Source organism: Actinomycetota bacterium (assembly GCA_035536535.1).
Lineage (GTDB): Bacteria > Actinomycetota > JAICYB01 > JAICYB01 > JAICYB01 > DATLNZ01.
In genome coordinates this window covers 1-13,769 of record DATLNZ010000105.1, presented here as the reverse complement: position 1 = coordinate 13,769, position 13,769 = coordinate 1, and the positions used below count along the sequence as shown (strand labels likewise).

The following is a 13,769-nucleotide window of genomic DNA, read 5'->3' as shown; positions in this document are numbered from 1 at the left end:
CAAGACGGGGGCCAAGTCAAAGAAGAAGAAGGCGTCCTAGTGGCGCCTTCCGACGGCGAGTCAACGGCCGCCGAGACGCTGATCCACCGGCGCGTGCTGTCCGCGCGCGAGGGTTCGAATCCCACCGTGATCGGCCGCCTTCGATCGGGCTGGGTCGTCCTGGGGGACAGTCAGTTCCTGCGGGGATACACCCTGCTGCTGGCCGACCCGGTGGTTTCGAGCATCAACGATCTGGACGACGAACCGCGCAGGCAGTTTCTCGCGGACATGGTGAGCGTGGGAGACGCCCTGCTGGCAGTCACCGACGCCTTTCGCATCAACTACGAGATCCTCGGGAACTCCGACCCGGCGCTGCACGCGCACGTCTTTCCCCGATATGACAGCGAGCCTGAAGATCTGAGGTCCGGCCCGGTCTGGAAGTACGACCGTGAGTCGATGGCCTCCGTTCCGTTCGAGGCGTCGCGCGACGCGGCCCTCATGGTTGCGCTCTTCGAGCAATTGGCCGGCGCACAGATCCGGGGGCCGGGTCCGGTGCTTGGGACCTAGCCGCTACGGTTGGCTGCCCCGCACCCGGGTCGATCACACTGTCCCGTAACGACAGGAGGCTTTCTATGGCTATGACTGAGTTGAAGCAGAAGCAGCGCGCGACGTGGGCGCTCGGGGAATACGATCGGATCGCCGACGGTTTGACGATCTCCACCGACCAGACCCTGCGCGTCGCGAAGGTCCGTCCCGGCGAGAAGGTGTTGGATGTCGCCACAGGCACCGGAATTACGGCCATCGCCGCGCGCGAACGGGGCGCGGCAGTGACTGGGGCGGACCTGACGCCTGAACTGCTGGAGGTCGCGCGTCAAAAGGCCAGCGACCATGGCTTCGGGGACATCGAGTTCCGTGAAGGCGACGCCGAGGACCTGCCGTTCGACGACGCGTCGTTTGATGTTGTTCTGTCCACGTGTGGCCACATGTTCGCCCCGGATCAGCCGGCGGTTGCGGCCGAACTGGCGCGGGTGACGCGTCCCGGCGGGCGTGTGGTGTTCCTGGCCTGGACCCCCGAGGGGGGCCTGGGCGGCTGGTTCCGGATCACCAACAAGCACTTCCCGCCTCCGCCGGGCCTGGCGAGCCCCTTTAACTGGGGAAACCCGGACAAGGTGCGCGAGCTGCTCGGGGACTCCTTCCGTGACATCACGTTCACGCCAGGCGACTGCCCTCAGTTCGGATCTTCACCCGAGGACATCTGGAAGCTGTTCTCCACCACCTACGGCCCCACCGTCCGAGCCGTCTCGGCTCTCGAGGGGGAGGCGCTGGACGCCTTCCGCGCCGAGATCCTGTCGTACCTCGAGGGCTACAAGGCGGCGGACGGGAAGGTCCGCTGGGGCCGGGAGTACGTCATCACGAAGGCCGTCCGGGCCTAGCCCGAGCCGTGCGGGGGCCAGGCGCGGGAGCCCGGCCCCCGCTTCAACCCCAGCGGAGCAGGCGCATTCAGTGATGGACCGTTGCTGGGAGGGTGGGCCACGTCGATCGGCGTGGACCTGCGTGACGCGAAGGTCGAGGCAGAGGGCGATCTGGACTTTCGCGGCACACTCGGCGTCTCCAAGGAGGCTCCGGTGGGGCTCAGGAGCCTGCGTTTGCTGTTTGACCTGGAGACGGACGCGTCCGAAGGAGAGGTGGCCACTCTGGTTCGCCTGACGGAGAGGTACTGCGTGGTCCTGCAGACGCTTCGATCGGCGCCGGAGGTCTCGACCCAGGTCGTCTGGTCGTCCTTTGGCTCACCTGCTGACGAAGGCTAGGTGCAGCCCGCCAGTCGCAGCCGGAGACGGTCAGCAAATTCCTTCATCTCCTGGTCGGGGATGCAGAGGATTCCGTTCTCGGCCCGCAGCGCCTCGAACTGCTGCTTGTCGTAGGGAGTCCCGGGAGGCAGCGGTGCGACATGCCAGTGGACGTGCGCGTTTCCCTGGTGGCTGCCCAGCGACAGGATGTAGACTCGCTCGGCCCCCAGCTCGGTGCGGACCGCCTCCGCCACCGAGTGCAGAAGGCGCTGCGTCGCGAGATACTCCTCCACCGTGAAGTCCCCGGTCACGTTTATCCGGTGCTCGCGCGGGGCGAGGAGGACGTAGCCCGGCACGGTGGGGAAGCGGTTGAGGAACACAATGTGATCTGCGTCTTCATAGATCACGTGGTGCTGGTCCCGACGCGGTCCGCCTGCAGAGATGTCGCAGATGAAACAAGGCGCACTACGTACAGCTTGGGCGTAAGCCTGGAGGTCGATCTGCCGTCTCGGCCAGTCCGGGCTCCTCATGCTCTCTAGCCTGTCCGATTGGTCGATGCGTGCGCCGGTCGTCGGAACCTGGCTAGTCGTCGAGAGGCGCGAATCCTTGGCGGACGGTGTTCTCTGTGACCACTCGCGGCTCCACGAACTGCAGCAGGTAGTCCGGGCCCCCGGCCTTGGAGCCCACGCCCGACATCCCGAAGCCGCCGAAGGGCTGACGTCCGACGAGGGCTCCCGTGATGCCGCGGTTGATGTACAGGTTGCCGGCGCGGAACTCCTCGGTCGCGCGGCGGATGTTCACCGGGGACCTCGAGAACAGGCCACCCGTCAGCGCGTACTCCGACTCGTTAGCCAGGGACAGAGCATGGTCGAAGTCGTCGGCCTTCATCAGCGCGGCCACGGGTCCGAAGACCTCCTCGTTGACCATCCGGCATGAGGGGTTGTCCACCGCGACGAGAGTGGGTCCGATGAACCAGCCCTTGTCCGGGACGTCCTCGCGCTGCAGCAGGACGTCGCCCTCCTTGGCCGCCAGCTCCTGGTAGCCCTTTACGCGCGAGTGGGCGTCGGCGTCTATGACCGGTCCGACCACCGTTCGCATCTCGCGCGGGTGTCCCACCGGGACGACGGAGCCCGCACCGACGAGGCGGTCGGCGAGCTCGTCGTACATCCGTCCGATGCCGATGATCCGCGAGGCCGCCGAGCACTTCTGTCCGGCGTACGCGAAGGCGCTGCTGATGATGCCGGGCACCGCCTGGTCGAGGTCGGCGTCGGAGTCGACGATCACAGCGTTCTTTCCCCCGAGCTCCGCCACCACACGCTTGATGGCGCGCTGCCCCGGACGGTGGATCGCCGCCCGCTCCACGATCTGCAGTCCGACCGACTTGGAGCCCGTGAACGCGATGAAGCCGATCTGCGCGTGCTCCACCAGGTGCGCACCCACCTCTTCTCCGTAACCCGGGAGATAGGCGAGGGCGCCGGGGGGGAGTCCGGCCTCCAGCAGGATCTCCACCAGCCGCAGCGCGAGTCCCGGCGTCTGCTCGGCGGGCTTGAGGATCACGCAGTTGCCCGCGGCCAGAGCGGCCACCGTCATCCCCGCGGGGATGGCCAGGGGGAAGTTCCACGGGGAGATCACGACCCCCACGCCGCGGGCCCTGTACTGGTAGGCGTTGGTCTCGCCCGGGGGCTGCAGCAGCGGAGCGCCCGTCCCGAGCCGTATCGCCTCGCGGCCGTAGTACTCGCAGAAGTCGATCGCCTCGGCCACGTCGGCGTCGGCCTCCGGCCATGGCTTTCCGGCCTCGTGGATCATCAGCGCGGCCAGCTCGTATCGCCTCCGGCGCATCAGTGACGCGGCTCGGAACAGGACGCGGGCGCGGTCCCGGGCGCGGGTGCGGCTCCAGGACGGGAAGGCGCCCAAAGCAATCTCCACGGCGAGCTCGGCATCGGCGATGGTCGCCTGGGCGCTGCGGCACACCACGACCGTCGGGTCGGCGGGGTCGACGGAGACGATCTCGCCGGAGGTCCTGACGCGCCGGCCCCCGATGATCAGCGGCGCCTCGAACCCCAGCGACTTGGGGGTCCGTGCGACCGCCGACCCGATGCTGTCGCGATGCTCCGGACTTCGCCACTCGCCGTACGGCTCGTTGTCGAAGGGCTCGGGATCGGACGCATCCGTCTCGCGCTCCAGGATCAGGGCGCCGCCCGGTTCCGGTAGGGCAGCCTGGTCGGCGTCCGGAGGGGCTACGAGGTCATCCAGGTCCTTGCCTTCGGCGAAGCGGTGGCGGATGAACGACTCGTTGGACGTGTTCTCCAGCAAACGCCGGACGAGATACGCCATACCCGGAACCAGCTCTCCGACCGGGGCATAGACGCGGACGCGGAGGCCGAAGCTGCGCAGGGCGGCGTGGATCGGCTCCGCCATCCCGTACAGCAACTGCAGCTCAAAGGCCGAGTCGTCCAGGCCCTTGTCGCGTGCGGACGCGATGGCGCACGCCAGCGAGCGCACGTTGTGACTTGCAAAGGCGGGCCGGATCGTCCCGGCGGCGTCCACCATCGTCGTGATGCAGCGCTCGTAGTTGGCGTCGGTCTCGGGTTTGCGCTCGTACACCGGGACCGGCCAGCCCTCAGCCTGCGCGTGGACCGTCTCGTAGTCCCAGTAGGCGCCTTTCACCAGCCGGATCTGAAGCGGAGTCCGCAGCGACGACTTCGACCAGGCGATCAGATCGCGCAGGTCGGCGTGCGAGTCCTTGAGGTAGGCCTGGACGACGCATCCGATCTGCGGTCCGTCCGGGTAGGCGGCTCCGATCCGCTGGAGCAGCTCGAAGGTCATGTCCTTCATGTCGTAGTGCTCGGTGTCCAGGTGCACGGTCGCACCGGCCTTCTTGGCGTGCTCCAGGGTCGGACGAAGGCGCTCCAGCGCCTGCGCGAACCCCTCCTCGGCCGACAGGGGCGTGAAGAACGGGGTCAGCGCGCTCGGCTTCACGGACACGTTCACGCGCGGGACCGGCCCCCACGGGTCGCTCTCCAGGATTGGTTTTGCCGGCCACGACGCGGTCCCGGCCGACAGCGACGTGATCATCTCGTAGACGCGCGATGCGTAGCGCCGCGCCTCGGCGTCGGTGACGGTTTTCTCGCCGAGCAGGTCCACGGTCGCCGCCTCTCCCGCCAGCCACAGCTGCTCGAGCTGCGGCAGGGCCTCGGCGGGTGTCTGCCCGGCGATGAACTGCCGCGCCATCCTCGTGATATTGCTGCGGGCGACTGCTCCGGTGACCTTCTTGCCCATCGGCAGGTGAGGAGCGGCTCGGAGGCCGAGGCCGAGGGCGGGCGGCATCTGGACTCCCTCGAAGTACTCCTCGAGGTGGCGCATGACGTCGATGTCGTCGCGGCAGGCCGGGAAGACGTCCACAAAGCGGAACAGCTGCGTCTTGAAGGCCGGGTTGGCCATGGCCCAGTCGAGCATCCGCTCGCTCCACCAGCTCATGTGGAAGACGCGGGTGCGCTCGGAGGCTCCGGCCTGTGTGATCTTGCGCGCCAGATCCTGGACCTGGCCCTCGATGCTCATCGCCCCAATGGTCACACGAATCGGGGATGGGGCACCCGGGGCCGGACGGGGAGACGAATGGGGCGGGTCAGGCTCCCTGTCTGGCTGCGGCGATGTCGGCGGGGGTGGGGCCTGAGCGGCCCCCGCGGCGGCGCTTCTGGGCGTACATCGCCCGATCCGCGACGTCCACGAGCGGTGGCACGGCCGGGCTCTGGGGGAGCCGGGCGGCCACGCCGATGCTGGCGGAAACCCGGGTCACCCTGCCGTTGACGTCGAACGGGATGTCGAACGCCTCCCCCACCCGGGCAGCGAGCCGCCGTGCCCCGCGCAGGCCCACAACCGTCGGAGCCAGGATCGCGAACTCGTCTCCCCCGAGCCGGGCCACCGTGTCCGTGGACCGGGTCAGGTCCAGTAGTCGCAGAGCCACCTGCTGCAGGAGGATGTCGCCTCCCGAGTGTCCGTGCCGATCGTTGACGCTCTTGAAGTCGTCCAGGTCCAGGACGACCATCGCCACGTAACGGCCGGGACGGGACGGAGCGGCGAAGGCCTCCTCGATCCGCTCCGCCAGCAATCGCCGGTTGGCCACGCCAGTCAGGGGGTCGTGCAGGGCCTCCCTTCGGAGCCGGGACTCCCTGCGCTCCCGCTCGGTGACATCCGCGAAAGCCACGCCAATGCACTGGTCGGGCAGGGGGAACACCTCCACCGAAAGGCACAGCGGACCGTGGGGGGTCCGGACCTCGATGTCGTCCAGCAGCTCCGGCACGTCGCTGCGAAGGACCCTGGCCGCGACGCTAGTCACGCCCATCTCGCCCGTCCAGGGGAAGCAGTCCTCCACACGCATCCCCGCAACGTTCTCCGGGCTCACCCCCAACAGCAGCTCGCCGGCGGGGTTCAGGGACAGGATCGTGAAGTGGCCCTCGTCCAGCTGCCACACCTGGACTCCGATGCGCATCTTGTGGACGACCGCAGCCCAAGCCTTCGGCGCGGCGGGATCCGGCGGAGGAGTCAGGGGGACCCGGACAACGGCCTCCGGAATCACGCCCATTGGATTGGCCTCCTGTGTGGTGAACTGCGGGCCGTAGTCGGAAATCGCTTTCCTGATTCATCGGCGCACCGACATCAGATGTTGAGTCCCCCGGCGGGGGGACCGGCTATCCACAGGTCCTCGGTGGCCCCCGGGCCCCGATTGGCCGTAGCGTGGCAGTCACGGACTCGGGCTAGGGAGGCGAAATGGCTGCTCAGGACCTGTTCTCGCTACGGGGGAAGACGGCCGTCGTGACGGGGGGCTCCCGCGGGATCGGGCTCATGATCGCCCGGGGGTTCGTCCAGTCGGGGGTGAAGGTCTACATCTCGTCGCGCAAGGCCCAGGTGTGCGACGAGGTCGCCGGGCAGCTGTCCCAGGAGGGGGAGTGCTTGTCCGTCCCGGCGGACCTGGCCACCGAGGAAGGGGTGTCCCACCTGGCCTCCGAGATGCAGTCGCGGGAGCCGGCGGTCCACATCCTCGTGAACAACGCGGGGGCCGCCTGGGGTGCGCCGTTCGAGGAGTACCCCATGTCCGGCTTCGACCGGGTGTGGAACCTGAACGTCAAGGCCGTCTTCAGGCTCACCCAGCTGCTCCTTCCGCAACTGAGGGCGGCGGCTACACCGGACGACCCGGCGCGCGTCGTGAACATCGGGTCGATCGACGGCATCCGGGTGCCGGTGATGGAGAACTATGCGTACTCGGCCTCCAAGGCCGCGGTGCATATGCTCACCCGCCACATGGCCAAGGCGCTGGTGGCCGACCACATCACGGTGAACGCCATCGCTCCGGGACTTTTCCCCAGCCAGATGACGAAGTTCCTGTTCTCCGACGAGTCGTTGACCGACTCGGTGGTGTCGTCGATCCCGCTAGGCCGCCACGGGCGCCCGGACGACATGGCCGGCGCGGCCATCTACCTGTCGTCGCGGGCGGGGGCCTTTGTCACCGGTTCGATCCTGGTGGTGGACGGAGGATCAGCCACGCTGCAGTGAGTCAGCCGTCCCGGGGGGGGCGCAGCGGCAGGATTTTCCGGCTCGGCCCAGAAACATGGAGATGGCGTTCGAGCTGGGGGGGCAGGCATGAGGGCATACGCGAGGATTCTGGTGCTGGCTCTGGTGGCGCTGGCCGCCCCGCCTGTCGAGGCTGCCTCGCGGCCTCCGACCCCCAGCCGCTTCACCCATGGCGACGCGGCCCCCTTCAGGGGCCCGTTCGGGGACCGCATCGCCGCTGCCCCCTTGCAGGCCGGCGAAATCGCCCGGGCCGCGGCCGCGCCTTTTGCCGGACACCCGGGCTCTGCGGGGCCCCAGCTGCGGGCCCAGGCGCAACTGCTGGGACTTCGTCCTGCTCCGCCGTCCACCCCCCGCACCACCGACCTGGCTGCCGCCCTCCGACAGGCGGCCGCCGCCACGGGCGCAGCATCCGATCCCACCGCGACCGACGAGGCGAACCGACTGTCCCCGTCCCTGCAGGTCGCGGCCGCCGACGTTCTGAGCGCAACCACCGCGAGCCTCCCGCTGCGACTCCGGGCTTTCGCGACCCTGTCCCCGTCCGAGCTCGAGGCGATTCAGCAGTCCCTCGCGCGGGTCCGGCCGCTGGATCAAGGGCCGACGGCCGCTCTCATCGCCGGGGCCACGCCGGCCGGCCTCGCCCCCTTCCGCGCCCGGCGTGAGCTTCTCGACAAGATCGACACGCAGAGCCTCCTGGACGGCGCGGTGCTGGTGGCCGACGCGCTCGACCGGGCGAAGGAGGCGCTGCTCACCGCCCACGGCAGCGATTCGGCAACCACCATCCCCACTCCCTTCGGAGACATCGTCGTGAAGGGGGCCTCCGACGACGTCAGCGACGAGCAGGCCTTTTTGTTGATCGACCAGGGCGGCAACGACTCCTACGCCGGACGCGTCGCATCGGCCACGGGAGATCCGATCCCGCTGGTCGATTACCTGCTGGGGGTAGCGTCCGGGAGTGTCGGCCCCCCCGACCCGGCCCTGATCACCAAGGCGACCCAGACCCGCCTGGTCCTGGACGTGTCGGGACGCGACACCTATACATCGGGCGACGAGGCGCAGGGCTTCGGTTCGCTTGCCGGGCTTGGAATCCTGAGCGATGCCGGCGACGGAGACGACACGTACGCCGCCCGCGACCTTGCGCAGGGAGCGGGATTCATCGCGGGCGTCGGCCTGCTGCTGGACGAGGGCGGAGCCAACTCCTTCGCGGGCAACTTCGGCACGCAGGGGTTCAGCCAGGCGGGCGGTGTGGGAATCCTGTCGGGGGGACGCGGAAGCGACATCTACACGTCCTTTGTGTTCAGCCAGGGGACCGGCTTCGACGGCGGAGCCGGAGGCACTCTGGCCGACGCCGGAGGCAACGACCGCTACATATGCACGGGGACAGTTGACACGGCGGCCGTCATCCTGCCGGTCGACCACACCCGCCCATCCACGGGGTGTCATGGCACGGCCTTCGGCGGCCAGGGCATGCAGGTGGACGGAGGCGGCGACGACGTCTACCAAGTCGCCACCAGCTTCCAGGCGATGGCCCTGCTCGGGGCGTCCGCCCTTGTCGATTCGGGGGGTCGCGACACCTTTGAGGCCGGTGAATGGTCCCACGGGATCGCTGTTCTCGGGGAGTCGGTTCTGGCGGCAGGTCCGGGCAACACGACGTATTCGTCCGTCCAGCGCGTAGGGCCGTGGATCGACCAGTTCCTGGGCTCCCACGGTGAGGGGTACAGCGGGGGCATCGGCGTCCTTTCCGACGCCGGGGGTAACGACTCCTACAGCGCCTCGGTGGACAAGACCCTGCATCTGGCCCAGTGGGCCTGCAGCGCCGGGTGCTCGTTCGCGGGCGGCGTCGGAGTGCTCGAGGACTCTGCCGGCAATGACCGCTACGTCGCCGAGGTCGGCGAGGGTGCCGGGCTGGGTGGGTACGGAGCCCTTCTGGACGGTTCGGGGGACGACTCCTACCAGCTGACCTTCGCAGAGTCGCGTGGCCAGGCCTTCGGAGGGCCGGAGCCGCCCGTGCTCGCCGGGACCCTCGCGCTTTTCGACTGCGGAGTCGGGTACCTGGTGGACGGAGCCGGCGCCGACTCCTACAGCAATACCGTCACGTCGAGCGGGGTCCGGGGCGACGACCGGCGCTGGAACCACGGCGACTACGGCCGCGGCATGGACGGGGCCCAGGGCATCACGTCGTATGTCGCCCAGCAGGCGGCCCAGGACCTGCACGCCTACCTGAGGCGCTATGCCTGTCAGACGCCGCTTCCGCGCCCCGTGCCAATTCCCTGAGCGGGGCGGCAGGATTCGGGAGCCGGAGCTGCTGAAGCCGAGTAACATCGCAGCAGTCGGATCGGGTCAGGGGGGTCCATGGTCTCTTTCCTGGGCAGCAGACGGAACTTTCGGATGGGTGCCCTCTTGCTCCTGTTGGCGGTCTTTTCGGCCGCCTGCGATGCGGAGTCCCGGATCGAGCACGTAGGGGACAACTCCGTCGACTCCGAGCAGTCGTCAGACCTCGAGTCGGGCGCGGCCATTTCGGGCTCGCAGGTCAACTCGGTTCTCGGTGGCGGTTCAATGTTCGCTCTGAACCTGTCCACGGACGCCGATGCGCGCTCCGGGGACCTGAACGGCACCAACTTCGCTGACCTTTTCGCCGGCCCGGAGGCCTCCGCTTCGGCGCTTTTCGGTCACGCGCTGGCCGAGATCATCCACGAGGGCGACAACGAGGTGGACTCGACGCAGGCGATCCATCTCCGTTCCGGAGACGCTGTGGCAGGGTCACAGGTCAATGGGATCTCCGGGGGTGGGGACGCGCATGTCGTCAATGTGGCTGAGGATTCCACCGCCCGTTCGGGAACCGTAAAGGGGAGCAACGCGGTGGTGGTCCGTGCGGGTCCGGTGGCCAGAGCTGTTGCTACCGGCGGCGACGCAAAGGCGAGGATCCGGCACGACGGTGACAACTCTGCCCGGTCCGCACAGCGAATTGCTGGGAGAAGCGGAGACGCTTTGGCTGGGTCGCAGGTGACGGCCAGGGCGGGGAGCGGCTCCACGACAGCGCTGAACAAATCCAAGGACGCCGAGGCGCGTTCGGGCGACGTGTCCGTGCACAACACAGCGAACGTGCAATCCGGTCCCAGGGCAGAGAGCAGGTCCGAGCGGGGTCCTCTGCCGCCCCCTCCGCCGCCCACCTGACACCAGCCTCCTGAAGGCGATGCAACCTTGATCGGCTTCAGGGTCGCCGCTTTTCTCGCGGGGTTCGCCCTCGTGGGCTGGACCGTGCTCTCGGCCGTGCGAACCTTCGTGCTTCCCCGAGCCGCTCCCGTGTCGCTGACCAGGATCGTGTTCGTCTCGTCGCGGTGGGTATTCGGACTCGTCATCGGCCGCTTCAGGGAGTTCGCCTCGAAGGATCGTCTGATGGCGCTCTACGCTCCCCTGACCCTGCTTCTCCTGCCGTCGGTCTGGCTGATCCTGGTGGGGGCCGGCTACGCGGCGATGTTCTGGGGGCTCGGCGCCCGCACCATCCGTGACGCCATCGACTACAGCGGCAGCTCCCTTTTCACGCTCGGGTTCGCTCGTCCGCCGGGCTTTGCCTCCCACCTGCTTTCGTTCACCGCGGCCGGGCTCGGCATAGCCCTTCTGGCTCTGCTGATCACGTATCTGCCCAGCATCTATGCCGCCTTCTCGAGGCGCGAGCAGATGGTGGCCAAGCTGGAGGTCCGCGCGGGCGACCCCCCTACGGCGGTGGGAATGATCCTTCGGTTGCACTGGATCCGGTGGGTCGAGGACTACGACGAGCTGTGGCCGGAGTGGGAGAACTGGTTCGTCGATCTCACCGAGACCCACACGTCGCTTGCGTCTCTTCCGTTCTTCCGCTCACCGCAGCCCAGTCACCACTGGGTGGTGGCGGCGGGGACGATCCTGGACTCGGCCTCCCTGGCGTCGGCGGTACTGGACCGGCCGATCATGCCGCGCGCGCACCTGTGCATCCGGGCCGGGTACATCGCCCTGAGGTCCGTCTGCGACTTTTTCGGCATCCACTACCCGCACGACCCCAAGCCCACGGATCCGATCTCCATCTCCCGTCAGGAATTCGATGAGGCGTGGGATGCGCTCTGGGCCGCGGGGGTCCCGCTCAAGCAGGACCGGGAGCAGGCCTGGCGCGACTTCTCCGGCTGGCGCGTCAACTACGACGCGCCGCTCCTGGCTCTCGCTGCGCTGACCATGGCTCCGTCTGCTCCATGGTCCAGCGACCGGGCGAGCGAATATCGACGTCCGCGGCTGGCACGGCCGAGGCCGCCCGGCAGGAACCGGGGATGACGGACGAGCCCACGCGCGTTACCTGCGCCCGCTGCGGAATGTCCGGCGAGGCTGCCGTGGGCGGGCTGCCGTCCGGTTGGTCGATCCTCACGGAGGACCGGCGGGTACAGTACGTGTGCTCGGACTGCGTCCGGCGCAACATCCGGGCGATCGAGGGCAAGCTCCCGGAGGAGTACTGGGAGGCCTGACCCCCGCGGGCGGCTAGAGCGGGGGCGCCGTGATCGTCGGCGGGTTGGGCGGCGATGCGTCCAGAGCCGAGGCGTCGAGTTTCGTCAGCGTGGACATCCCCGGCTCCCGGTCCAGGACGAAGATCTCCAGCGCTCCGCCGTCCTCGTTGCCGCGCGCCTCGGTGTCGATGATGTGCTCCACGGGACCGTCCGGACGCGCCGGCACGTTGGTGTACCGCGCGCGCAGCCTCGTCCAGGAGTGCGTCGACCGTCCCATGTTGCAGGGGGTCAGCGTGGAGTTGCGCTCCAGCTCCGTCTTCTGCCACCTTTCGGCGCTCGTGCTCCATCCGCCGGTGTTGTGCATCAGCGAGCCGTCCCAGTCGGAGTTGACGCACCCGCCGTCTCCCCCGGCCACCGAGTACAGGTCCGGCGTGTTGAACGCGTAGTGCATCAGCTCGTGGGTCGCCACGTAGCCGACGTGGAGATCGTTCTGCCACGCGAGCCCCAACTGCGCGAGGCGGCCCATCCCGATCTGGGTACAGGCCGAGTTGATCGCGAAGCCGCCGAAGGTGTGGCTGTCCATGGGCAGCGTCGTCTGGAACAGAAAGTCGCCGAGGCTTCCACCGGTCGCCTGGCAGGCCGGGGAGCCGGTGAACGGAGTGTTTGCCGCGTAGTCGAGGTTCGTGTCGGTGATCAGGACGGTCCCGATGCGCGCGAAGCCGTCCAGCGCGTCGTAGGTGCGCTCGGCCATCACGTTCATGGCCGCCGCGATCTGCTGCAGGCTCTGGTCCTTGGGCACGTCGTTGGGCAGGGCCTCGCTGTCGAGAGTGACGACCAGATCGATTGTGTAGGTCGTGTCGGCGGCGTCGTAGTCGGTGTAGGCGTTGGCGGCGGTGAAGCTGCCCATCTCGGAGCGCTCGCCGGTGATGCGGTCCTCGACCTGATACCAGTAGGTCGTGCCGGTCTGCAGTCCGTCGAAGATGGAGACCTGGGCGCGGTCCGGGGCTCCCGGGACGGGCGAGGCGGTCCGGTCCAGAGAGGTCGGCGAGGTTCCGTAGTGGACCTGTCCGGACACGACCCGGTCGGCCTCCCAGGCCACGACGCCGCGGTAGCCGGTCTTGGTCGCGAACCCGACGACCCTGGTGAATCCGCCCTCGGCTCCCGCGGGAAGTCCGGAGGCCAGGATGGCGACTGCTGCGACGACTGCGACGACGGACGGCCTGAACCTGGTCACGGGACTCCTCGGTCTGGGGGGCTGGGGTCGGTCCTAAGTTCGCGGCGGGAGCCGTGATTCCTTCTCAGGCAAGCCCAGACAGCGCCGTCCATCCCTTTGCCGTCTCGGGTGTCCCCGTCAGTGCGATGAAGCCGGTCACCTCGTAGGACGACTCCGGCGGCACGTGCGGGTAGGCGAACAGCATGAGGTGGTTGCCGTCCGGGCCGGCCTGGAACAGCCCGACGTCGGGACTTGGGGAGCTGAGGACGATGGACGTCCCGGAGGCGGGGTTTGTGGCGATTCCCCAGCGGCCGGCGTGTCGCTGGGAATTCCGTGGCGTCGTCTTGTGGCTGCCGTGCTCGCTGGAGACGATCGTCTTCTCGCGGCTCCCGCCGGGCTGGACGTAGGCCATCAGACCGGTCGATACCCGGCGCACGACCGACTCCAGGTTGGTTACCCGCACCGAGACCTTGAGCACCGGACTGCCGCCGAGGGTCAGGTAGTCGACCTCCAGCCTGAGCCCGCGCAGCTTCTCGTGCTCGGGCGTGCATGACACGCGCACCCCTGTCCACTCCAGCCCCCGGTCGTCGACGGACCGCGAGGGCCGGCCCTCAAAGCGCTGTGTGTGAAGGACTCCGGGAAAGCCGCCACCCGCCGTCAGCACCGGCGACAGTCCCCCGTGCCAGGGGCTCATCCAGCCCAAGACGCCCGCTTTGGGAAAGGCGGAGAGCAGCTGCTCGGCCCCCTCCGCGCGCAGTG

Annotated in this window: 13 protein-coding genes; 8 read left to right on the top strand and 5 right to left on the bottom strand. The window is 68.6% G+C overall.

Annotated elements, in window-relative coordinates:
- Positions 1 to 78: 78 nt before the first annotated feature.
- The 3 genes from VNE62_07045 (at position 79) to VNE62_07035 (ending at position 1,787) form a co-directional block, all read left to right on the top strand.
- Entirely contained in the window at positions 79 to 546 is a 468-nt protein-coding gene (locus VNE62_07045) for a hypothetical protein (protein ID HVE92040.1), read from the top strand.
- A 71-nt stretch (positions 547 to 617) separates the two neighbouring features.
- On the top strand, positions 618 to 1,412 hold the full coding sequence (locus VNE62_07040) for a methyltransferase domain-containing protein (protein ID HVE92039.1): 795 nt from the start codon (positions 618 to 620) through the stop codon (positions 1,410 to 1,412).
- An 81-nt stretch (positions 1,413 to 1,493) separates the two neighbouring features.
- Positions 1,494 to 1,787, top strand: coding sequence for an OsmC family protein (locus tag VNE62_07035; protein HVE92038.1), 294 nt, complete (start codon positions 1,494 to 1,496; stop codon positions 1,785 to 1,787).
- Here VNE62_07035 and VNE62_07030 read toward each other — a convergent pair.
- The 3 genes from VNE62_07030 to VNE62_07020 all read right to left on the bottom strand — a co-directional run bounded on the left by VNE62_07030 (position 1,784) and on the right by VNE62_07020 (position 6,348).
- Positions 1,784 to 2,173 (bottom strand): HIT family protein, encoded by a 390-nt coding sequence (locus VNE62_07030; protein HVE92037.1) that lies wholly within the window; start codon positions 2,171 to 2,173, stop codon positions 1,784 to 1,786. The two genes, VNE62_07035 and VNE62_07030, sit on opposite strands and share 4 nt — an antisense overlap.
- Before the next feature lie 175 nt (positions 2,174 to 2,348).
- Positions 2,349 to 5,324: an L-glutamate gamma-semialdehyde dehydrogenase gene (gene pruA, locus VNE62_07025; GenBank protein ID HVE92036.1), complete on the bottom strand. Its 2,976-nt coding sequence runs from the start codon at positions 5,322 to 5,324 to the stop codon at positions 2,349 to 2,351.
- Between the two features lie 67 nt (positions 5,325 to 5,391).
- On the bottom strand, positions 5,392 to 6,348 hold the full coding sequence (locus VNE62_07020) for a GGDEF domain-containing protein (GenBank protein HVE92035.1): 957 nt from the start codon (positions 6,346 to 6,348) through the stop codon (positions 5,392 to 5,394).
- A gap of 185 nt (positions 6,349 to 6,533) precedes the next feature.
- Here VNE62_07020 and VNE62_07015 point away from each other — a divergent pair, with 185 nt between their 5' ends.
- The 5 genes from VNE62_07015 to VNE62_06995 all read left to right on the top strand — a co-directional run bounded on the left by VNE62_07015 (position 6,534) and on the right by VNE62_06995 (position 11,818).
- Positions 6,534 to 7,316: an SDR family oxidoreductase gene (locus VNE62_07015; protein HVE92034.1), complete on the top strand. Its 783-nt coding sequence runs from the start codon at positions 6,534 to 6,536 to the stop codon at positions 7,314 to 7,316.
- Between the two features lie 87 nt (positions 7,317 to 7,403).
- A complete protein-coding gene (locus VNE62_07010) occupies positions 7,404 to 9,605 on the top strand; it encodes a hypothetical protein (GenBank protein ID HVE92033.1) in 2,202 nt (733 codons plus the stop codon).
- 114 nt (positions 9,606 to 9,719) lie between these two features.
- Positions 9,720 to 10,505 (top strand): hypothetical protein, encoded by a 786-nt coding sequence (locus VNE62_07005; GenBank protein ID HVE92032.1) that lies wholly within the window; start codon positions 9,720 to 9,722, stop codon positions 10,503 to 10,505.
- A gap of 27 nt (positions 10,506 to 10,532) precedes the next feature.
- Complete coding sequence (locus VNE62_07000) at positions 10,533 to 11,630, top strand: hypothetical protein (protein HVE92031.1); 1,098 nt, start codon at positions 10,533 to 10,535, stop codon at positions 11,628 to 11,630.
- Positions 11,627 to 11,818 (top strand): hypothetical protein, encoded by a 192-nt coding sequence (locus tag VNE62_06995; GenBank protein ID HVE92030.1) that lies wholly within the window; start codon positions 11,627 to 11,629, stop codon positions 11,816 to 11,818. Before VNE62_07000 ends, VNE62_06995 begins: the two co-directional genes overlap by 4 nt.
- A gap of 13 nt (positions 11,819 to 11,831) precedes the next feature.
- Here the strand turns inward: VNE62_06995 and VNE62_06990 are convergent, their stop codons facing one another.
- Together VNE62_06990 and VNE62_06985 are read right to left on the bottom strand one after the other, a co-directional pair.
- Positions 11,832 to 13,031, bottom strand: coding sequence for a fibronectin type III domain-containing protein (locus VNE62_06990; GenBank protein HVE92029.1), 1,200 nt, complete (start codon positions 13,029 to 13,031; stop codon positions 11,832 to 11,834).
- Between the two features lie 64 nt (positions 13,032 to 13,095).
- A partial coding sequence (locus VNE62_06985; GenBank protein ID HVE92028.1) for a hypothetical protein occupies positions 13,096 to 13,769 on the bottom strand: 674 nt, incomplete at its 5' end.

What these genes read in the sequence shown, in the direction of transcription:
- VNE62_07040 (HVE92039.1), top strand. Translation starts at nt 618, where the DNA reads ATGACTGAGTTGAAGCAGAAGCAGCGCGCGACGTGGGCGCTCGGGGAA.
- pruA (HVE92036.1), bottom strand. Translation starts at nt 5,324, where the DNA reads ATGAGCATCGAGGGCCAGGTCCAGGATCTGGCGCGCAAGATCACACAG.
- VNE62_07020 (HVE92035.1), bottom strand. Translation starts at nt 6,348, where the DNA reads ATGGGCGTGATTCCGGAGGCCGTTGTCCGGGTCCCCCTGACTCCTCCG.
- VNE62_07015 (HVE92034.1), top strand. Translation starts at nt 6,534, where the DNA reads ATGGCTGCTCAGGACCTGTTCTCGCTACGGGGGAAGACGGCCGTCGTG.
- VNE62_07010 (HVE92033.1), top strand. Translation starts at nt 7,404, where the DNA reads ATGAGGGCATACGCGAGGATTCTGGTGCTGGCTCTGGTGGCGCTGGCC.
- VNE62_07005 (HVE92032.1), top strand. Translation starts at nt 9,720, where the DNA reads ATGGGTGCCCTCTTGCTCCTGTTGGCGGTCTTTTCGGCCGCCTGCGAT.
- VNE62_06995 (HVE92030.1), top strand. Translation starts at nt 11,627, where the DNA reads ATGACGGACGAGCCCACGCGCGTTACCTGCGCCCGCTGCGGAATGTCC.